The organism is Desulfobacterales bacterium, from assembly GCA_030066985.1.
GTDB lineage: Bacteria > Desulfobacterota > Desulfobacteria > Desulfobacterales > JAHEIW01 > JAHEIW01.
Genome location: JASJAN010000024.1, coordinates 106,176 through 126,722 on the forward strand (window position 1 = coordinate 106,176; position 20,547 = coordinate 126,722).

Here is a 20,547-nt window from a genome sequence, read left to right on the forward strand (position 1 = left end):
ATTTTTGACAGATTCGGAACAGTTTAATGGCTCATCAGTGTCTTGCCTTCTTTTTTACCCAGCCCCTCCTTGTAGCGCGTCGGTCGCAGCGGATTATCTTTGGGATCCATCATACCGGTTACCAGATCGCTGATCCATTTGCCGGCCTGGGGTGAGAGCATCACACCGGCCCAATAGCCGCAGTTGACATAAAAGCCGGGAACTTCAGGCACCGACCCAATCAACGGTTGGTCGTCGGGTGTATACATATAGAATCCAGCTGAGGTATCCATGTCGGGCTGGCGGACAGTTTTCTCAATTTCTTCAAAAAAAGGTGTTAAACGTTTGACTTTGTCCAGCGTTAAGGCCGGAAACTCCCAATCGGTGGGGACTTTTTCAACCGGCTGGCTGACCGGCTCATCTGCATCCACCCAACCGATGATGGCCCCGCCGGCTTCCGGGCGCCAGTAGCAATTGTTATTGACATCAACCGTAAAGGGCGCATCTGGCGGAATGTCCACCGAGGTTTGGATGTACACTTTTTGGCGGCGAACCGGCTCCAGGGGCAATTCCAGCCCGACCATGCGCCCCACCTCCCCGGCGAAGGGGCCGGCGGCATTGACCACGGTGCGGGTTTGCAGGATACCCCTGTTGGTTTCCACACCGCACACGCCTTTTGCATCCATTTGAATCCCGCTCGCTTTGGTGTTCAAAAAGAATCTGGCATTGCTGCCTTTGGCAAATCCCTGGGTGGTTTCATGGCAGGACAGCCATCCGTCCCGCTGCCGGAAGGTGGCCGCCAGAGCTGTGGGCGCCACAAAAGGAAATCGTTTCAGGATTTCTTCACGTTCTAAAAATTCAGAGTCGGTTACCCCCAGTTTGTACTGCTGGGCGATATTTTCCTTGAGATCGTCAACCGTTTCGACGTTATCGGTCAGAAACAGATACCCCTGCTGCTTGATCGAAATATTATAGCCCGGCATCCCGATAACCTCATCAAAATTTTCGAACATCTCGATGCTGGGTATGGCCAAAGCCGCCATGGCCGGCTCGGTAAACTGGGCTCGAAAGCATTCGGCTGACGCTGGCGTGGTCAAGGTGGAAAGGCCGTCGCGCATCTCGACCAATACAACATCCAACCCGGACCTTGAAAGCCAGAAGGCCGTGGCGGTGCCCACAATTCCACCACCGATCACAACCGCATCGGTGGTCCCAAAATCATTGTCAGTCGGGGTAAAAATTTTTCCCATCTCAATAACCCTCCTTCCATTCAACCGTTGCGCCTGATTGATCAAAATTCAAGCACCCATCGATGTCATGTATAATCCGATACATATGGTATGTCAATATGTTTATCAGATGGTCTGACCAATTCTAGTTTTTATGTTTAATTTTTGAGCTCATTTGCCAATTTAAGGCTTGGATGAAGCAGCCAGAGCCACCACCGATGATTACCGGATACAAATTGGGGTGAAGGTTTTTGCCACCCTCATTATGGGTTTTATTTCTAATTTTTAGTGGTCATTTGCCAATTTGATCTTTGGATGATGCAGTGGCCATTAGTCCATGTCAGCCAAATTGAACTGCGTTGGTGACTTTTTGCACCATGTTTGGGTGGGAATATTTGTCGTTTTATAGGGTTGTGTTCTGAATACGAACTTGTTAATGACAATTTATTCCTATTGCCCGCATAGAACGCCAAACCAGTCGACTCAGTTGCTTTATTTGATGGCGAATTTTGTTAGCCTTTTGGCACAGATTGCTATTGATTTTTCCCTGACTTTTTTTTTATGTCATCTTAAGTGGACCTATTTCCATTATTTTAAATACATCTGGTTTTCTCATACGGATCTAATGGTGGAATGTTTTAAATACACAACCATCAATTATAAAGGGAGGACGCATGTTTTCATTAAAAGTTAACGGGAAAATATATACCATTGATGCGTCGACGGAGACACCGCTCATGTGGGTCCTGCGGGATCAGCTGGGATTTACCGGCGTCAAGTATGGCTGCGGGATCGGAGAGTGCGGTTCCTGCACGGTGCTGATCGATGGCGAGGCCGTAAGGTCCTGCACCGTCACTGCGGACAGCGTCCAGGGCAGCGATATTCTGACCATCGAGGGCATGCCTGAAGACCACCCGCTCAAACAGGCCTGGATCGCCGAGCAGGTTCCCCAGTGCGGTTATTGCCAGCCGGGCATGATCCTGCAGGCAGCCGACTTTTTAAACCGCGAGCCCAATGCATCCGGGGAAGAGATTGCCGAAGCCATGGATGATGTGATCTGTCGCTGCGGGACCCATCCCAGGGTAATGAAAGCCATGAAGATCGCGGCCAAACAGATGAAGGCCAAAGGAGGTGTCTCATGAAAAAAGAAATGACGCGCCGGACATTTATCAAGAGCACTGGCCTGATGATCGCCGTCTGCGCGGCGCCGGGCGGCCTGGTGAATGTGTCCCTGGGCCTGGCCGGGAAGGCCGCGACCTTCAAACCCCATGCCTTTTTGGAGATTGCCACCGATGACACCGTGACCGTCTGGGTGGGCCAAACAGAACTGGGCCAGGGCACCCACACCGGAATTGCCATGATTTTGGCCGACGAGCTGGGCGCAGCTTGGGAGCGTGTGCAGGTCAAACAGGCCCTGGCCGGCGAACCGTTCAAGGATCCTCTGTGGAAAAGTCAGTTTACCGGTGGCAGCACCAGTTTGCGCCACCGCTGGGATCTTTTCCGAAATGTGGCGGCCTCTGCCCGCGAGATGCTCATCGGGGCGGCCGCCCAGGAATGGGGCGTCAAGCCTTCAGAGTGCCGGACTGAAAACAGCAAAGTGCTGCACCCGGACGGTCGCAGCTTAAGCTTTGGCCAACTGTGCCAGAAGGCAGCTGCCCTTCCGGTCCCCCAGAAGCCACCGCTTAAAGATCCGAAGGACTACCGCATCATCGGCAGCAAGAGGGCCCGGCTGGACATACCGGATAAGGTCGCCGGCCGCACGCAATTCGGCATCGACTTTAAAGTGCCCAACATGATTACGGCAGCAGTGGCCCGCCCGCCGGCCTATGGCGCCAGGCCGCTTTCTTTTGATGAAAAAGCGGCCAGGGCCGTACCAAGCGTATTGGCAGTGGTGCCTCTGGGAGACAAAATGGCGGTCTGCGCCAAGACCACCTATGCCGCCCTGCAGGGCCGTGATGCGTTGAATATCAAGTGGGCCGGTGGCACCCATCCCGACCTCAACGATGAGAACCTGGACAATTGGTACAATGGGTTTCTCGCCAAGACCGGGGCCATTGCCGAAGCCAAAGGCGATGCCAAAAAGGCTTTAGGCCAGGCGGCCAAAACCCTGGAAGCCCGCTATAAGTTTCCTTACATTGCACATGCCACCCTGGAGCCTATGAACTGCACGGCGCATGTGGAAAAGGATCGGGTCCGGATCTGGGCCCCCACCCAGGGCCAGACCAATACCCTGATGACCACCGCCAAAATCACCGGGCTACCGCCGGATAAGATCGAAGTCATGACCACCTATTGCGGCGGTGGTTTCGGGCGTCGCAACGAAGTCAGCGTGGTAATCGACGCGGTTTCCCTGTCCATGCGGATGAAACGCCCGGTCAAAGTGGTCTGGACCCGTGAGGACGATTTTAAACACGATTTCTACAGGCCCGGCAGCTTAAGCCATGTCCAGGCCGGTCTGGACTCATCCGGCAATCTAATTGCATGGATTCACAAGCTCGCCACCCCGTCCATCATGAGCCGCGTATTTCCCCAGGGCATGAAAAACGGGGTGGATAGCTGGTCGGTGGAAGGCGTAAACAACATGGATTACGAGCTGCCCAACCGGCTGGTGGAGTGCGTGAACGTGGACCTGCCCATCCCGGTAGGTTTCTGGCGCTCGGTGGGCAACACCTTTAATCCCTTTGCGGTGGAAACCTTCATGGATGAGCTGGCTGCAGCAGCCGGCAAGGATCCGGTGGATTTTCGTATGAACCTGTTGCCCAAGGGCTCCCGTCCCTACCGCACCCTGCAGCTTCTTGCCGAAAAATCCGGCTGGGGCGGAACGGTACCGGCCGGCCGCAGCCGCGGTGTCGCCCTGCGATCCTGTTTCGGCTCCACCGCCGGTCATGTGGCCGAGGTCTCGGTCAATCAAAAAACCGGTGCGGTCACGGTGCACAAGGTCATCTGTGCAGTCGATTGCGGCCCGGCAGTCTATCCCGACGCCATTAATGCCCAGATGGAAGGCGGGGTGGTCATGGCCCTGAGCGTGGCCTTTTACGAGCAGATCCGATTTGCCAATGGCGGGGTAAAGACCGCCAACTTCGATGAGTACCCTGTTTTAACCATGACCGCTGTGCCCGAAATTGAGGTGCATATCGCCAAAAGCCATCACAAAATCGGTGGTATCGGCGAGTTGGGTATTCCCACGGTGGCGCCGGCGGTGGCCAACGCCATTGCCAGTGCAGTGGGCGTGCGCTTGCAGGGACTGCCCTTTGACAGCGAGCAACTCAAAAAAACCTAAAGGGGATATTGCGTATAAAAAACCAGGGGCAGGCTCAACATCATAATGAGATCAAACGCAATGATGGAAGGCCGCGCATAGGGTTTCATGCCGGTCCTTTATTCTTCATCAACCTCGGTTTGGTGTTTACTTACGTTATTAGTTAATCACCTGAAACAGATGTTGAGGCCTTCTTTTTTTTCCGAACTTTCATTACCCGCTTCACCAGCCAAATCAGCGGTTTGGTCATAAACCCTTCCATGTCCTCCTGCACATCGTTGAGCAATTCCGGTATGGGAAGATGCTGGGGACATTTTTCCAGACATTCTTCGCACTGCACGCACACGGAAGCCATCGATGGCTTATCGGTTACGATACCACCATTAAAGAAATGATACATCATTTTCGCTGCTTTATCCTTGAACACATGCCTGGAATTATAAAATTCGAAACAGCTGGGAATATTCACCCCTGCTGGACAGGGCATGCAATACTGGCAGCTCGTGCAGCCGACCTTCATCACCCGTCTAAATTCAGCTGCCGCTTCATCGACCAATTGGTTTTCTTTTTCAGAAAAGGAATTTGGTTGGGCTTTCTCAGCCAGGGCCAGGTTTTCTTTGATATGGCCATCGTCGTTCATCCCTGAAAGAACCACCGTGACCTCTGGATGGTTCCAGATCCAACCCAGCGACCAATCCACTGGCGTTTTCTTATGTTCGGCCTTGGCCCAGATGTCCTTTATGCTTGGTGGCGGTGTTTTGGCCAGATTCCCGCCCCGCAGGGGCTCCATAATAATCACGGCCAGGTCTTTGGATGCTGCATATTGCAGCCCGGCGGTCCCGGCCTGATTCTGAGTGTCCAGATAATTGTACTGAATCTGGCAAAAGGTCCAGTCATAGTCATCCACAATGCCGTTAAATTCTTCGGCCAGCCCGTGAAACGAAAACCCGGCATTGATGACCTTGCCCTTTTGCAAGGCATCATCCATAAATTCGATGACGCCGTGACGCTTTGCCGTTTCCCAGAGCTCGCCGTTCAGTGCATGGATCAGATAATAATCGATACGGTCGGTTTTCAATTTTGACAGCTGCTCATCCAAAATATGGTCCATGTCCGCTTTGGAATGGGCTCTCCAGTGGGGAAGCTTGGTGGCGATCTTTACATTGTCCCGACATCTGTTTTTGGATAAAACCTTACCCAGAAACGGCTCACTTTTGCCGTTATGATAAGGAGCTGCCGTATCAAAATAATTGATCCCTTTATCAAACGCATACATGAGCTGTTTTTCGGCAAGTTTTTGATTAATGGATCCCATCCGCACCGGAAACCGCATGCACCCATAACCCAGCACCGATAGTTTATCCCCGTTTTTGGGTACATCTCGATAAAGCATCGTACTCCTCCACTCCTGAGTCGAGCGTTTTAAATATCAAAAATTATCTAAAAAAGTAAGCCCCCAATCTTTATGCTGATTGAGGGCCTAAAATCCAGATCTACATATATGTCAAGATGTTATAATCTTTATGGGTGACTCAAATTTTTTACAATTTGTTCATATTTGGGGTCAAAACGGAATATCGTCATCCTCGGGTGCCTGAATGGGCCCACCGGGTGCACCTCCGGCTGCCGGACCACTCGGTTTATAGGCATCACCGGCATCCCTTGAACCCAGCATGAGCATCTGAGAGGCAACGATCTCGGTGGTATATCTTTTAACGCCATCCTTGTCTTCCCAGTCCCGGGTCTGAATACGTCCCTCGATGTAAATCTGTTTGCCTTTTGAAAGGTATTCGCCGCAAATTTCGCCCAATTTGCCGAAGGCGACAATCCGGTGCCATTCGGTGCGGGTTTCTTTTTCGCCCTCCTTGTTGGTCCAGGTCTCCGAAGTAGCGATGCTGAAATTAGCAACCGCCAGGCCGCTGGGCGTGTATCGCACCTCCGGGTCCCGACCTAGATTTCCGATCAGAATGGCTTTGTTCAAACCGTTGGCCATTTGTACCCTCCCCCCTGTTGATATTTAGTGTGATTGATTTTTGATACAGCAAAGGTAGCACAATGTCAATCCACCTGGATTTTCGTTTCTGGATGGACCTTTTTCCAATGAGCTGCGTTCTCCGCGGATTTCAGCCTTCAGCGTACTTCAAGTACGCTGAAAACTAAAATCCTTGTGCGGCCTGGCTCATTGAAAAAATTTCTCACCCAGAAAAGAAAATCAAGTTAGTATTTCTCTTTAAGCATTGCATCTCAGTTCAATTTGCTCAATAAAAACTGAGCTCCAGCTTCGGCGATAGCTGTTGCATGCCCTCTTAGAATGTGATTGTTTTAAAAACGGCACATTCACCCAATTGGAAAAACACCTAGCTTGAGCAGTAAAATGCCTGCGACATCCCCTCTATACAAACGCATTAAGCGCCATGTCATTGGACGGGAGCACCTCTTTTTTGCAGCCACCTCTCCGGGTTTTGAAAACAGTTGTCATCAGGAGTTGCTCAATCGTCTGCCCGACATCCGTCAGGTCAGTACCATCCCGGGTGGGGTGGAATTTATGGGCAGGCTGGAAGACTGCTTTTATGCGAATTTACACCTGCACCTGCCCAATCGCATATTGATGCGCATCAATACCTTCAAAGCTACCAATTTCAGGCAGCTTGAAAAAAAGGCAGGCGATATGGCCTGGGAGTTGTATCTGCCTCTCCAAACCCGCTTGAAGGTGCATGTAGCAGCCCGGCATTGCAGACTGCATCACACCAATGCAATAGCCGAAAGAATTGATCGGGCCATCAGCGAGCGAATGTCCGACTTCACATTTGAACAAGAAATTTCTGCGACTACAGGCGCCGATCAGCATATCTATGTGCGCGGTGTTGACGATCATTTTAGCGTATCGATCGACAGCAGCGGTGACCTTCTTTACAAACGTGGTCTCAAAGCTCACAGCGGCAAGGCACCGCTGCGTGAAACCCTGGCAGCCGGCGCCTTGGTGCTGGCCGGTTACGATGGCCGGGAACCTTTACTGGATCCGCTGTGCGGCAGCGGGACCTTCTCGCTGGAAGCTGCCCTGATGGCCAAACAAATACCGGCTGGCTGGTTTCGGGATTTTGCCTTTACCCGCTGGCCCTCTTTTATCGAAAAACGCTGGAATTACATCAGACGCCAGGCCGCATCCAGAATTTTGCAGCCCCAACAGCGATTGATCTTTGCCTCAGATACTGACAGCGAGGCTTGCCATAAGCTGGAAAGCTGCATTCAGAATTACAACCTGAACGATACCGTTGCGGTTCGCCAGATTGATTTTTTTGAGTTTGATCCGCGCGATGTGTCCGACCGGACCGGAACCGTCTGCATCAACCCGCCTTACGGGCGCCGCCTCGGTGGGAAACAAGAATCCGAAGAATTTTTTCATGCTGTAGGTGAAAAGCTCAGGCAGGCATACCGGGGGTGGAAGCTGGTGTTAATAGCGCCCAGCAGACAAACAATGAAATCGTTCCAATTTCAAATGCAATCTATCCCCATATGGCATGGTGGTTTGAAATTGAGGTTGTTGATCGGAAAGATTAAATGATTGTTGAGAAGATGGTGACATTTAGCGAGAAAAGATTTTTTTAACCACAAAGAGCACGAAGAAACACGAAGAAAAACATTAAAGTTTTAAGTGTTACGCTTCGTGGCCTTCGTGAGCTTCGTGGTAAAGATCGCCGCACGGAAACATTAGGATACTTATTATCCACCACTAAGAGCACGAAGAAGCACGAAGATTAACTAAATTAATATTTAGCTTCTTAACTTTGTGTCTCTGTGTCTCTGTGGTTAAACTACAGAGGATCCGGTCCGCAAAGATTTTCTGCATTGGCGGCGGCCCGACCGCAATTTTTGCAGACAAACTTGGCGTTGCGAACATAATTTTTGTATTCTTCAAGATTATTCTTTACAAAGCCCACGTTGTCGGCCATGCACAGATGGGCTTCATGCCCCGGATGGGGTTCAGTCAGATGTTGGGGGAGTGGAAACCATTCAGCCATTTTTACACCTCCAATATTTTTAAAGATTTACAAAACACTTTTTATCTAAAATATATATTAAGAATAAGAATCATAGAATTGGTGTCAAATGATAATAAATTCGCTTTTAATTTTTGGGTAAAATAATATAAGTGAAAAGCTTATACGAACTTGATTTAAGAAACGAAAAAAACTATTCTCACCTATTTTTATGCTTGAATAATTCATTTAGTGGAGGTGATATATGGATAACAAGGACGTACGTGTCAACGGCAAGCGCCTGCAAACCTCGCTGGAGGAGATGGCCAAAATCGGGGCCACACCGGGAGGGGGTGTTCAGCGTCTGACCCTTACAGATGAAGACAAAAAGGCCCGCGATCTTTTTGTCTCATGGCTTAAAGAATTGAACCTGGAAATTACCATCGACGAAATGGGCAACATCTTCGGAAAACGCCCGGGAAAAAACAATGACCTGCCGCCGGTGATGAGCGGCTCGCACATTGATTCCCAGCCCAAGGGTGGGCGCTTTGACGGGATTCTGGGGGTGATGGGGCCGTTGGAAGTATTGCGCACTTTGCATGAAAACAACATCGAAACCGAGCGGCCGATTACGATCGTCGATTGGACCAACGAAGAAGGATCGCGTTTTGCACCGGCGATGGTTGCATCCGGGGTATGGGCAGGAGCGTTGGAGCGTGATTGGGTTTATGATCGCACCGATATAAACGGCAAGCGCTTTGAAGACGAACTGATCCGCATCGGCTACAAAGGCAGCGCACCGGCAAAAAAATGGCCGGTGCACTGCTACTATGAATACCATATCGAACAGGGACCGATGCTGGAACGCGAGGGCAAAAAAATCGGAGCCCCCAAAGGCATTTTGTGCCTGCACTGGTATGATATTTATCTGGAAGGAGAGGCCAACCAGGTGGGGCCGACCCCCATGGAAGGCCGGCATGATGCCCTGTGCGCTGCGGCTGAGATGATTTTAAAAGTCAATGAGCTGCCGGATCGCATGGGCGGCAATATGGTGGCCACTGTCGGCGAAATCCAGAATTATCCCAATTCGCGAAATATCATTCCGGATAAGGTTCATTTTACGGTGGACATCCGCTCGTGGGACGACGACCATGCCTTAAAGGCCTGGGAAATTGTTCGCAAGAATTTTGAAGATATTGCCGCACGCAGGGGCTGCCCGATCAAAATAGAAGAAACCTGGCGGGTGGAGCATTCACCTTTCGATGAAAAATTGGTGCAGCGGATTTTAGATGTTGCCGATGGGCTGGGGTATTCCAGCCTGCACATGGTCAGCGGCGCCGGACACGATGCCAGTTATATGAATCAGGTGTGCCCGACAGCCATGATTTTCGTGCCCAGCATTGGCGGCCGCAGCCATGTAGAGGTTGAAAGCACCACCTGGGAGGATTGTGAAGCCGGTGCCAATGTTTTGCTGCATGCTATGCTGCAGTCCGCCAACGAAGTGTAAAATAGCCACGAAAACACGAAATTTAAAAAGCACGAAAATTTTATTCTCATAAACAATTGGAAAAATAAAAAGGTGCAGGACTTAATTCCTGCACCTTATGTTTTTTTTGATACCGAAATTGGCTTTAAAGGGTTATGCGGATTTAGAATTGATCAAGCTATCCACAAAATTTTTAAAATGCGAGTCCATAGCCGGAACATACAATTCAACCAAAGTGGGGATTACATACCCTAAGATAAACAATGGACAGCACGAAAGCGATGGGATTATAAACCTGAGATATTAATCGAATACCACAAGTTTTTAGGAGTTTCGAAATCTTTGATATGTTGGAGTAACATGCAGTTTTGAAAATAATTTTCAGTTGTAGAGATATATTTATTTTGGATAGGTGTCTATATGGGGCATAATGGCCTTGCCGAGCCAATCGATGCTTTTTCCAAGGTGACGCATGTTTGCTAAGCCTTCCTCGTCTTTAAGAACCTCTCCTTTACCTAAGCCAAAACCCATATTCCAATAAGTCGAGCAAGGAATGACCATTCTGGACATTTGGAACATGTGGTTGATGGTATCATATGCATGTGTGGCACCGCCTCTTCTAACCGCTACTACTGCAGCCCCTATTTTGCCAGAAAAAGCGTGGCCGTTGGCATAAGCCACATAACCTGCTCTTTCAGTCAATGCCTTCAAATCGGCAGATACTGCTGCAAAATAGGTAGGGGAACCCAGAATCATTGCATCAGCTTTTAACATTTTTGAAAAGATAGTGTTAAATTTATCTTTTTTGACTGAGCATTCATTGTCTTTATTTTCAAAACATTTTTCACATGCAATGCAACCGCGAATTGCTGTTCCACCCACTTTTTCAAGTTCTGTTTCCCAGCCTGCGGTTTTCAGTTCACCGAGAACCTCCTTTAGAAGTAATTCGGTATTCCCTTCCTTACGTGGACTTCCGTTTATTGCTATTACATACATAAAGCCTCCTTTTGTTACCAGTTGCACAGCTATTTGCGTCGACTGCATAAGCCTTGTTAAGCAATTTAAAATCTCATCACAATCTTTCCAACAGTCCTCTGATTCAGCATATCGTTTAAGGCTTCACCTACCTGATCAAGAGCGATAGTCTTTAGAACAGGCACCTTGATTTTTCCTTGTTCAACCAATGACGAGAATGCATGTCCTGCTGATGTCAAAGCGGCTTTAGCAGATATGCCATGCCTGTGTCCTGCCCCCAAACTAAGCTGGTGAAAACTTAACCCTTTCATAAAAGCATCTTGGTACTTAAGAGGTCTAACGGTATCTACCAGTTCAACCATTTGGCCTTCATATTTTAGAGAATTTGCAACAAAAATATCATTATCAGAGCCGACGGTATCAAGTCCTATAGAAACACCCTGTTGTTCTGTTATATCAAGCACACGGGCAACGACGTCTTCGGCCTTATAGTCTATAACGTGGGTTGCGCCCAGTTCCCTCACATATTTGTGATTAGCTGTCGAGCAGGTGACGATGATCTTCTCTAAATCAAAATATGAAGCTATCTGAGTTGCGAAGCCCCCAACGCCTCCTGAGCCGCCTGTAATTAGAATGGAATTATGTTCATGTGCTCGCAGCTTGTCATTCAGCGCACGCCAAGCTGTCCAGCCTGCGCAGGGTATTGCAGCTGCAACCTCTGCCCTCACACCTGGATGCGGAATAAGTGCTTGCGCATCTTGGACAGTAAACTCAGCAAAACCTCCATTTGGACGGAACATGTCTCCATGGCAAAGTACTCGGTCACCGACCATCCATTTTTCGACTTTTCTGCCTATTTTAGCAATGTAACCTGATACATCCAAACCAGGGACCCAAGAATTCTCCATATTGGGCACCATGGATTTCCATAATCTTATTTTCGCATCTACTGGATTTAGACCACAGGCATCTACTTCAATTAAAACATCATCATCACTTATGCTCGGAACTGGAAGCTTTGATACTTGAAATTGATCTGTCTTGGGGGCAAATGTGAGAGCTCGCATACTTCGGTCCCCTATCTGGTTTTTTCCTAATATTGATATTCTGCATATGTCCATATGGGAATGCTATATAGCCGTTTCGATAACATCCCATGTAGGGACAAAAAAATAGCCAATTTCAGACTACTATCGTATTTCGAATCAGCTATAGATCAGTATATTCGGATTACAGTAACTATTGAGAGAAACACAACTATCGCAATTTTACATATATCAAACAAGTATCACAAGGTTTTTCAGGGTTTCAAAAATACCGATTTGACTTTGCTACAATTAGGCTAAAGGAGGGGGTGGTGGAGGAAGTTCTCCCTTCTTATATGCCTCTCGAGCCTTTCTTACAGGTATGTGGGTTTCACAAGGCACACCAACTTGGCAGAGGCCACAGCCGTAACCTTCATAGTTATAAGTCTTTTTGACATACTGACTGGCAGCTATCAGGTGCTGACGGCAGGTTTCCTTGTCGTGGCCTGCAGTGGTGAGTGCTCGTACCGGGCAGCGATCAATGCATTTGCCACATGAGCTATCGGCAAAGAAAGAACACCAGGCACGGTGGTTGTTATAGAACCTGATAGAAGGCTCCACTTGTATGTTTGCCACCACAGAACCGGTTCTCATGGCCTTGCCTTTAGGGGTGATCAGTCCGTCACAAAGCCCAAAAGTACCCAATCCCGCGGCGTGGGCTGCGTGGCGTTCTGACCAGGATGACGCATATCCGTAATTCTTCGATTTCACCCAAGCCCAATTCGGTGCCAGCATTGGCGCCACTGCCGGATAGCCATGATCGGTCAGGGTCTCAGCAACATGCGCCCTGAGACCGGCATTGCACTTTTCACCTTCAATGCGCGCTCTCGCCCAGTCCTCGGCGGGAAATTTTCTTGCTTTGCGGTTCATATCACGCACGGCTTTACGCTGAGGTAAAACCCAGGAGATGACCGTGAGGTCTCCGGGGGTAGCCTTGCTATCGGGGTGATATTGATTATAGATCTCCCAGGGAGTCCAGTGAAAAGGACCGATATACTCCTTGTATTCTTGGAAGAGGGGGTCAGCCCCTGAGGCAAAGCCCACCAAAGCCTCATCCCAGGCCGGGGTACCGTCTTTGTTTTGCAGATTGTTAAGGGGAGATTTGGCTAAGAAACGTTCTACTAAGCCGGTGATCCAAGCTGTTGGGTTTTCTTCTTTTGGCATGATTATGCTCCTGTTTCTTGGCATATTTAAACTCATGATAGCGGTTGGGAAAACTTGCCAAGACTTTAATTCATCCAAATTGCATATGTGTTTTTGATACCAGAACCAAGCACACTTGCCAATAGTCTTCAACCGGCATTGATCGATCTTACCACGTAATATTTGCAACATTCTTTTGGTAAGCAAAAAGGTGCAGGAATTATTTCCTGCACCTTTTTTTGCAAACCGGCTAACGGGCCAACGGGCTCAACGGAACAACGCGCCAACCCGCTAAAAATTTTCGAAGGGTTCTCTTTTGATAAACCTACCCCGACCGACCTGACCGACAAACTCCATCTGATCGCCGTTCCACTGGGACACTTTTTTGCCGCGCGCGTAGACCACTTTGGGCATCCCGGTGACCTCAAAGCCCTCGTAGGGCGTGTAGTCAACGTTCATATGCAGTTTGCTCTGGGTGACGGTAAACTTTTGATCGGGATCAAAAACCACTATATCGGCATCTTTGCCGACAGCGATCTCACCCTTGTCCTTGAGACCGAACATACGGGCAGTACCGGATGAGAGCACATCCACCATCTTCTCGAGGCTGATACGCCCTTTGGCCACCCCTTCCGAGTGCAGCATGATGAGCAAAGTTTCGATCCCCGGCGCACCATTGGGGATTTTCTTGTAGTCGTCTTTGCCGTTCATGTCCTTGATGCCTTTGAAGTCAAACGGGCAATGGTCGGTAGCCACCACCTGCAGATCTCCGCCACGCAAACCCTCCCACAGGGCTGTGTTGCTTTCTTTGGTTCGCAGCGGGGGCGACATGACGTATTTAGCGCCGTTCCAATCCGGCTCTTTATAGCGCTCGTCATCCAGCAGCAGATACTGCGGGCAGGTCTCGGCATAGACGTTCACGCCGCGATCGCGCGCTTCTTTGACAATCCAGAGTCCTTCTTTGGACGACAGGTGCACGATGTAGATGCGGGATCCGGTCAACTCGACCATTTTAGAGGCCCGGTAGATGGCTTCTTCTTCGGCTATATTCGGCCGACTCATGGCATGGTAGTAAGGATCCAGCTTGCCTTCTTTTTCCAGCACCGCGTTCATGTGATCGATGATATGCACATTTTCAGCATGCACCTGAACCAGACCGCCATATTCTTTGGTTTGTTCCAGCAGTTTGACCATGGTGGCATCATCGACCCTGAAGTCATAAACCATAAATATCTTAAAACTGGGGGTGCCGTAATCCTGGCAAGCCGCTTTGACTTCCTCGATGACTTCCGGTCTGGGATCCATGACCGCCGGGTGCAGGGAATAATCAACCACCGCTTTGCCTTCCGCTAAGGCTTTTTTGCGTTCTATGGCTTCGAGCAATGACTCGCCTTTTTGCTGCAGGTCAAAATCCACCACACAGGTTACACCGCCGCAGGCAGCCGCGATGGTGCCGCTTTCATAATCGTCCTGAGCGTAGGTTCCCATAAACGGCATGGAAATGTGGGTATGCGGATCGATGGCGCCGGGCAGCACATAAAGCCCTTTGGCATCAATCACTTCATCAGCCGGATTGTCCAGGTCTGTTCCGATCGCCGTTATCCTGTCGCCGTCGGCAAAGACGTCGGCCACATAGCGACCGGTGGCATTAACGATCGTACCGCCTTTAAATAACACACTCATTGGGACCCTCCTTTGTAAATGGCTCATGTTTTACGTCTTTTTCCAGACTGCTGTCCATTACAGCCGTGTCTTGACGTTTCCATCCTTTGGGCATTTCCTTGTGTGAAATCAGGTCCGGGACCGGACAGACAAATTTGCACAGCATACAGCTTAAACATTTGTCTTCGATCACATTCGGCCGACGGCTCTCGGCATCCCATTCAATGGCCTGGCCGGCGGCATCCTGACAGACAATATAGCACTGCCCGCAGCCGATGCATTTATCCATATCATATTCGGCAATTCCCTGACGCTCCAGATCAAAAGCCTCGGTTTCATGCAGGTTCGGCAGGGCTTTGCCCACTAGATCCGAGATCTGTTTAACGCCGCTTTCGGTCATAAAATCCGATAGGCCTTCGATCATATCATCGATGATGCGATAGCCGTAATGCATAATGCCGCTGGTCACCTGAATGGTTGACGCCCCCAGCAGGATATATTCTAAGGCATCGATCCAGGTCTCAATACCGCCAATACCGGAAAGCGGCAGGTTCAGCTGATCGTTTTGGGCCATGGAGGCAATGAAATTCAACCCGATGGGCCGCACTGCCGGTCCGGAGGTCCCGCTGATAGCCCCTTTGCCGAAAACATTGGGGGTGGGCACAAAATCATCCAGGCCCACCGAGGAAATGCCCCGCACGGTATTGATGGCGGAAATGGCGTCGGCGCCGCCATTTTTGGCATACATGGCTGGCTCATTCATATCGGTAATATTAGGCGTCATTTTGGCGATCACCGGGATAGATACAACCTCTTTGACCGCCGCGGTAAAACCCTCGAGCAATTGGAAAGCCTGGCCGACCTTATGACCGGCACCTTCGATGCACATGTGCGGGCAGGAAAAGTTAAGCTCCAACAAATCGGCCCCGTTGTCTTCAGCGGCTTTGGCCAGGTACACCCATTCATCGGTAAAAAATCCCATGATACTGGCGATGATCGGATAATCCGGATAGTTTTTCTTCAAATACAGAAACTCCATCAGATTGTCTTTGAGCGGGCGGTCAGAAATCATCTCAACGTTTTGCACCGCTACTTGCTTTTTGCTGCCAATATCAACGCAGTGCATACGGGGTGAAGGATGCACGATGGGCAGGCGGTCTGAATTCAGGGTTTTAAAGACCACCCCGCTCCAGCCGGCATCAAATGACCGCGCCACCATCTCGGCGCTGTTGGAAACCGGTGATGATGACAACAGAAACGGGTTTTTGAAATGAACACCGCAAAAATCTATGGATAAATCGACGTTATTTGCCACAGTTATTTCTCCTTCTTCATAGGTTCAAAGGTTCTAAGTTCAAGAGCTTGTTTAATTGGTTTTATTGGTCTTATTGGTTGAATTGGTTGGCTTAACTCGAACCAATTGAACGAATTGAACCAATTAGACTAATGAAACGTTTGCCGGCAGGCAAACCTTGAACCTATTTCGCCAGAAATTTTTTGATGGCCCGGGCGGCCACCTTACCATCCTGCACAGCTTGGACCACCAAGGCTGGGCCGCGAACAATATCACCGCCAGCAAAAAGACCGGGAACCGATGTCTCGCCGGTTTCAGGATCGGCTTTGATCAATTTTTTGCCATCAACCTTGACGTTCGGGTACCATTCGGGTGAATCATCAGGCGCTATATTGCCGATGGCCTCGATCACCATATCCGCATCCAGGTTCCATTCCGAACCCTTGATTTCGACCGGACTTCTTCTACCGGATTCATCCGACTTTCCCAGCCGGGTGCGGATGAGTTTCAATCCTTTAAGACGGTTCTTTTTATCGGTTATGTAATCCATTGGTTGATTGAGCAGCAGAAAATGGACCCCGGTTTCCAGGGCTTCGATACGCTCATCGGGTTCAGCGGGCATCTGCGAATAAGAGCGTCGGTAGATCAAATAGACATCTTTGGCACCCAGACGGACAGCAGACTCGATGCAGTCCATGGCTACCGAACCGCCACCGATGACGGCAATGGTTTTACCTTTGACATTTTTTTCCATTTTCTCAAAGCGCCCATCACGTAAGGACGCAAGATAGTCCACCGATGAGTATAGGCCCTGAATGTCTTTGGCGTCCGATTTGATCGTGGCCGCATCCCACAGCCCCGGTGCCAGAAAGACAGCATCAAAGCCATCCTGCAGCAATTTTTCCGCTGCGCTCTTGCCTTCAACCGGTGAATTGCACTTAAATGTGATCCCCAGGGATTTGATGTCTTCCATTTCACGTTCTAAAAAGTCCATGTCAAAGCGATAGGAAACCACCCCGTAACGCAACACGCCGCCGGGCTCTGGTCGGGCTTCAAAAACCGTGACCTGATAGCCTTCCTGGGCCAGCTCGGCCGCGCAGCTCAAACCGCCGGGTCCGGATCCCACCACCGCAATTTTTTCAGCGCGGGAGGCGGGTTTCTCGAACACCTTGAAACCCCTGTCCCATGAATGTTCAATCAAAAAGCGCTGGATTTCACCGATCTGAATGGGTCGATCGGCACCTTCGGGACGATTTTGCGATTTAAACATCGCGCTGCACTTTTCTTCACACAAGCGGGAGGTCGGGCACAAAACGCCGCAGGCGCCGCCTAAGATATTGTTTTGTTTGATGGTGCGAATGGCGCCGGTAATATTTTTAAAGCGCAGCTTACGGATAAATTCAGCCGGCCGGGTATCAGCAGGGCATCCTTCAGAACAAGGGGCATCATGGCAGAGCAGGCAGCGGTCCGCTTCAGCAATGGCCTGCGCCAGATCGAGTCCCTTGCGCATGTGTTTAAATTTATCGACAGCACTCACAATATTCCTCCTTGAGTAGAGTATTTTTCTTTAATGTTGGTTAAAATGGTGAATTCTCTGTCAAGCTCCGGACACGAAGGTTTGGTGAAATTTTTTAACCCCATGATAAACCTGAATAAATGGCTTGAACAAAGCCGTTATTTTAGGCTTTTCGGGTAAAATTGTCAATCAGTATCGGCTTTAACAGTTGAATGAAATTCATTGTCCATAACGATATTGAAAAAAGCTTGACGCCAATTTCTGATACAACTATAGAATAGCTAATTTGTATCTATGAATGCCTGCCCGTTGACCCGATGATAATGGTGATGTCGTATAAGGAGGTGTAATGTCGCGTGTCGTAAAATGTGCCCATATTCAGGCATCCAATGCCCAACATGATGGCACACCCGCCGAAATCAAGGAAGCCATGATCCAAAAACATATCCCGCTCATCATAGAGGCCGGTGAAAAAGGGGTCAACATCCTGTGTCTGCAGGAAATATTCTATGGCCCCTATTTTTGTGCCGAGCAGGACATTAAGTGGTATCAAACCGCCGAACCGGTACCCGGGCCGACCACCGAGCTGCTGGCCAAGTATGCCCAAAAATATCGTATGGTCATGGTGATTCCGGTTTATGAGATGGAAATCGAAGGGGTCTATTACAATACAGCGGCAGTGGTTGATGCTGACGGCAGCTATCTGGGCAAATTTCGCAAAATTCACATCCCTCACACCTGGCCTGGTTTCTGGGAAAAATTTTATTTCAAACCGGGCAATCTGGGGTTTCCGGTATTTCAAACCGCCTACGCTAAGATAGGCGTTTATATTTGCTACGACCGGCATTTTCCCGAGTGTGCCCGCCTGCTGGCCCTCAACGGGGCGGAAATACTGTTTAACCCGTCCGCGACGACATCCGGCAAGTCACAGTATTTATGGGAGCTGGAGCAGCCGGCCCAGGCAGTTGCCAATGGCGTATTCATCGGTGCCAATAATCGCGTCGGTCTCGAAAAACCCTGGGAATTCGGCAACTTTTACGGTTCCAGCTATTTCGTGGATCCGCGCGGCGAACTGCTGGTCAAAGGCAGCGAGGACAAAGACGAAATCGTCATTGCTGATCTTGATCTGGAGCTTATCCGTGAAGTCCGCGACGGCTGGCAGTTTTTTCGCGATCTGCGACCCGATCAATACACCGATTTGACCCGCACGATCGGTTAATAAATTTAAGCCCTATTTTTCATGCTTTGGTTGGTCGAATGGCTATAGCCGCTTTTTCGACCTTTGGTTTTGAGGAAGGAAAACCCTATTCATTAACTTTAACCATCCCCGCACAACACGGGGGCAACTGCATTAAGGAGGTCAACAGATAATGAGTGAAGAAAACGCACAGGAGAAGCAACACTGGATTGTTTATCCGCTTGGCAGTAAACCCAGGTGGCCGCTGGCGGTTCTGCTCGGCATCCAGCAGTACCTGACGATGTTTGGCGCCACGGTTCTTATTCCCTTCATTGTCGGCGGGGCCATGGGGTTGCCCCCGGAGGAGCTGGCATTGATGATTTCAACCATCTTTTTTACCTCCGGACTATGCACCCTGATTCAGCAATCACCGCTGGGCAACAAGCTGCCGGTTATTCAGGGCGGTACGTTTTCATTTCTGGGGCCCACATTTGCCATCATCGGTATGGTGGCGGCCCAGAAACTAACCGGCCCGGAGCCCATGTGGCAGATTCAGATCCAGCACGTGGCCGGTGCGATCATGATCGCCTCGGTTTTTGAAATTGTCCTGGGATATACCGGTATCATGGGGCAGGTGCGCAAAATCATCAGCCCGATCGTTATCGGCCCCACCATCGCCATGATCGGTCTGGCGCTCTACGGCATCGGTGCCCCCTGGATGGCCACCAACTGGGTTATTTCACTGATTACGCTGGTGGCCTTGATTCTATACTCCCAGGTACTTTCACATTCATCCCGGGCCTTCATGCTCTTTCCGGTCCTGCTGGCTATCCTGACAGGCTGGCTGGCCGCACTGATCGGTACAATAACAGGCATGATTTCTCCGGACAGCCCGGCTTATTTGAAAACCGACCTGATCGCCAACACCCCCTGGTTAAGTTTGAAACCGTTGATGCCCTTTAAATGGGGTGTTCCGGATTTTGGCAGCGCCACCCTGTGGGCGGGCGCATTTGGCATGCTGGCCGGTTATCTGGCTTCCATGATCGAATCCATCGGTGATTATTATGCCTGTGCCCGCATATCCGAAGCGCCGGTGCCGACGGGCCGCATGATTTCGAGGGGCCTGGGTGCAGAAGGTCTGGGTTGCTTTGTAGCCGGTATTCTGCAAACCTGCAATGGGACAACCACATATTCTGAAAACATCGGCTCCATCGGTTTGACCCGTGTGGCCAGCCGGCGGGTAGTGCGCTGTGGCGCAGCGGTGATGTTGTTTATTCCGATTGTGGCCAAATTCGGTGCCGCTCTGGCCACCATTCCCAAACCGGTGGTCGGGGCCATGTTTGTGGGGCTGTTCGGCATGATTGCATCGGTTGGTTTATCCAACCTGCAAATTGTCAATTTGAACAACTCTCGCAACCTGTTTATAATCGGCATCTCCTTTTTCGCCGGGCTATCGGTGCCCTACCATTTCAGCCCGCTGCTCTCGGCCAATGCGGTCCCGATCGACTGGAGTGCAGGCGGAGCCTTTATTAGGGTTCTTGGCGAAATCCTGCAGGCCATCTTGACCACAGGAATGGCGGTGACCGCCTTGCTTGGCATACTCCTGGACAACATTCTACCCGGCGCCACCCGGTCAGAGCGCGGCCTTGAAGTCTGGGAAAAGGAAGCTTCCGACGAAGCATGGGAGGAAGCTGAAGCCAAATGGGCCGCGATGAAAGAAGGGGAAGCACGCCCCGTTTAAATTTGTTGAGCGTTTCAAATTTTA

The 20,547-nt window shown here is 50.0% G+C and carries 16 protein-coding genes; 6 read left to right on the plus strand and 10 right to left on the minus strand.

What is annotated here, in order from left to right:
* Window positions 1–23: 23 nt before the first annotated feature.
* A complete protein-coding gene (locus QNJ26_13820; protein ID MDJ0986614.1) occupies window positions 24–1,229 on the minus strand; it encodes an FAD-dependent oxidoreductase in 1,206 nt (401 codons plus the stop codon).
* Between the two features lie 653 nt (window positions 1,230–1,882).
* On the opposite strand from QNJ26_13820, the gene QNJ26_13825 reads away from it, so the two are divergent.
* Window positions 1,883–2,350 carry a (2Fe-2S)-binding protein gene (locus QNJ26_13825; GenBank protein MDJ0986615.1) on the plus strand — a complete coding sequence of 156 codons (468 nt, stop codon included), beginning with the start codon at window positions 1,883–1,885 and terminating at the stop codon, window positions 2,348–2,350.
* Window positions 2,347–4,488 carry a xanthine dehydrogenase family protein molybdopterin-binding subunit gene (locus tag QNJ26_13830; GenBank protein MDJ0986616.1) on the plus strand — a complete coding sequence of 714 codons (2,142 nt, stop codon included), beginning with the start codon at window positions 2,347–2,349 and terminating at the stop codon, window positions 4,486–4,488. Before QNJ26_13825 ends, QNJ26_13830 begins: the two co-directional genes overlap by 4 nt.
* A 142-nt stretch (window positions 4,489–4,630) precedes the next feature.
* Here QNJ26_13830 and QNJ26_13835 read toward each other — a convergent pair whose 3' ends face one another.
* Both QNJ26_13835 and ssb read right to left on the minus strand, forming a co-directional pair.
* On the minus strand, window positions 4,631–5,860 hold the full coding sequence (locus tag QNJ26_13835) for an aldo/keto reductase (GenBank protein MDJ0986617.1): 1,230 nt from the start codon (window positions 5,858–5,860) through the stop codon (window positions 4,631–4,633).
* A 171-nt stretch (window positions 5,861–6,031) separates the two neighbouring features.
* Entirely contained in the window at window positions 6,032–6,460 is a 429-nt protein-coding gene (ssb, locus tag QNJ26_13840; protein ID MDJ0986618.1) for a single-stranded DNA-binding protein, read from the minus strand.
* 381 nt (window positions 6,461–6,841) lie between these two features.
* Here ssb and QNJ26_13845 point away from each other — a divergent pair, with 381 nt between their 5' ends.
* A complete protein-coding gene (locus tag QNJ26_13845) occupies window positions 6,842–8,029 on the plus strand; it encodes a hypothetical protein (GenBank protein ID MDJ0986619.1) in 1,188 nt (395 codons plus the stop codon).
* Window positions 8,030–8,279: 250 nt separating this feature from the next.
* Here the strand turns inward: QNJ26_13845 and QNJ26_13850 are convergent, their stop codons facing one another.
* The gene (locus tag QNJ26_13850; GenBank protein ID MDJ0986620.1) at window positions 8,280–8,486 is read right to left on the minus strand and encodes a hypothetical protein; all 207 of its coding nucleotides are present in this window, start codon (window positions 8,484–8,486) and stop codon (window positions 8,280–8,282) included.
* Between the two features lie 223 nt (window positions 8,487–8,709).
* Here QNJ26_13850 and QNJ26_13855 point away from each other — a divergent pair, with 223 nt between their 5' ends.
* The gene (locus QNJ26_13855) at window positions 8,710–9,951 is read left to right on the plus strand and encodes a Zn-dependent hydrolase (GenBank protein MDJ0986621.1); all 1,242 of its coding nucleotides are present in this window, start codon (window positions 8,710–8,712) and stop codon (window positions 9,949–9,951) included.
* A 378-nt stretch (window positions 9,952–10,329) separates the two neighbouring features.
* On the opposite strand, the gene QNJ26_13860 is transcribed toward QNJ26_13855, so the two are convergent.
* From QNJ26_13860 to QNJ26_13885, 6 genes are all read right to left on the minus strand, one after another.
* Window positions 10,330–10,926, minus strand: coding sequence for a flavodoxin family protein (locus tag QNJ26_13860; GenBank protein ID MDJ0986622.1), 597 nt, complete (start codon window positions 10,924–10,926; stop codon window positions 10,330–10,332).
* Window positions 10,927–10,991: 65 nt separating this feature from the next.
* Window positions 10,992–11,972 (minus strand): zinc-binding dehydrogenase, encoded by a 981-nt coding sequence (locus QNJ26_13865; protein ID MDJ0986623.1) that lies wholly within the window; start codon window positions 11,970–11,972, stop codon window positions 10,992–10,994.
* A 270-nt stretch (window positions 11,973–12,242) separates the two neighbouring features.
* Window positions 12,243–13,154 (minus strand): epoxyqueuosine reductase, encoded by a 912-nt coding sequence (locus tag QNJ26_13870; GenBank protein MDJ0986624.1) that lies wholly within the window; start codon window positions 13,152–13,154, stop codon window positions 12,243–12,245.
* Between the two features lie 270 nt (window positions 13,155–13,424).
* On the minus strand, window positions 13,425–14,816 hold the full coding sequence (gene hydA, locus QNJ26_13875; protein ID MDJ0986625.1) for a dihydropyrimidinase: 1,392 nt from the start codon (window positions 14,814–14,816) through the stop codon (window positions 13,425–13,427).
* On the minus strand, window positions 14,800–16,110 hold the full coding sequence (gene preA, locus QNJ26_13880; GenBank protein ID MDJ0986626.1) for an NAD-dependent dihydropyrimidine dehydrogenase subunit PreA: 1,311 nt from the start codon (window positions 16,108–16,110) through the stop codon (window positions 14,800–14,802). Before preA ends, hydA begins: the two co-directional genes overlap by 17 nt.
* Window positions 16,111–16,273: 163 nt before the next feature.
* A complete protein-coding gene (locus QNJ26_13885; protein ID MDJ0986627.1) occupies window positions 16,274–17,626 on the minus strand; it encodes an NAD(P)-dependent oxidoreductase in 1,353 nt (450 codons plus the stop codon).
* 328 nt (window positions 17,627–17,954) lie between these two features.
* On the opposite strand from QNJ26_13885, the gene QNJ26_13890 reads away from it, so the two are divergent.
* Window positions 17,955–18,824, plus strand: coding sequence for a nitrilase-related carbon-nitrogen hydrolase (locus QNJ26_13890; GenBank protein MDJ0986628.1), 870 nt, complete (start codon window positions 17,955–17,957; stop codon window positions 18,822–18,824).
* A 151-nt stretch (window positions 18,825–18,975) separates the two neighbouring features.
* Window positions 18,976–20,523: a solute carrier family 23 protein gene (locus tag QNJ26_13895; GenBank protein ID MDJ0986629.1), complete on the plus strand. Its 1,548-nt coding sequence runs from the start codon at window positions 18,976–18,978 to the stop codon at window positions 20,521–20,523.
* Window positions 20,524–20,547 lie beyond the last annotated feature (24 nt).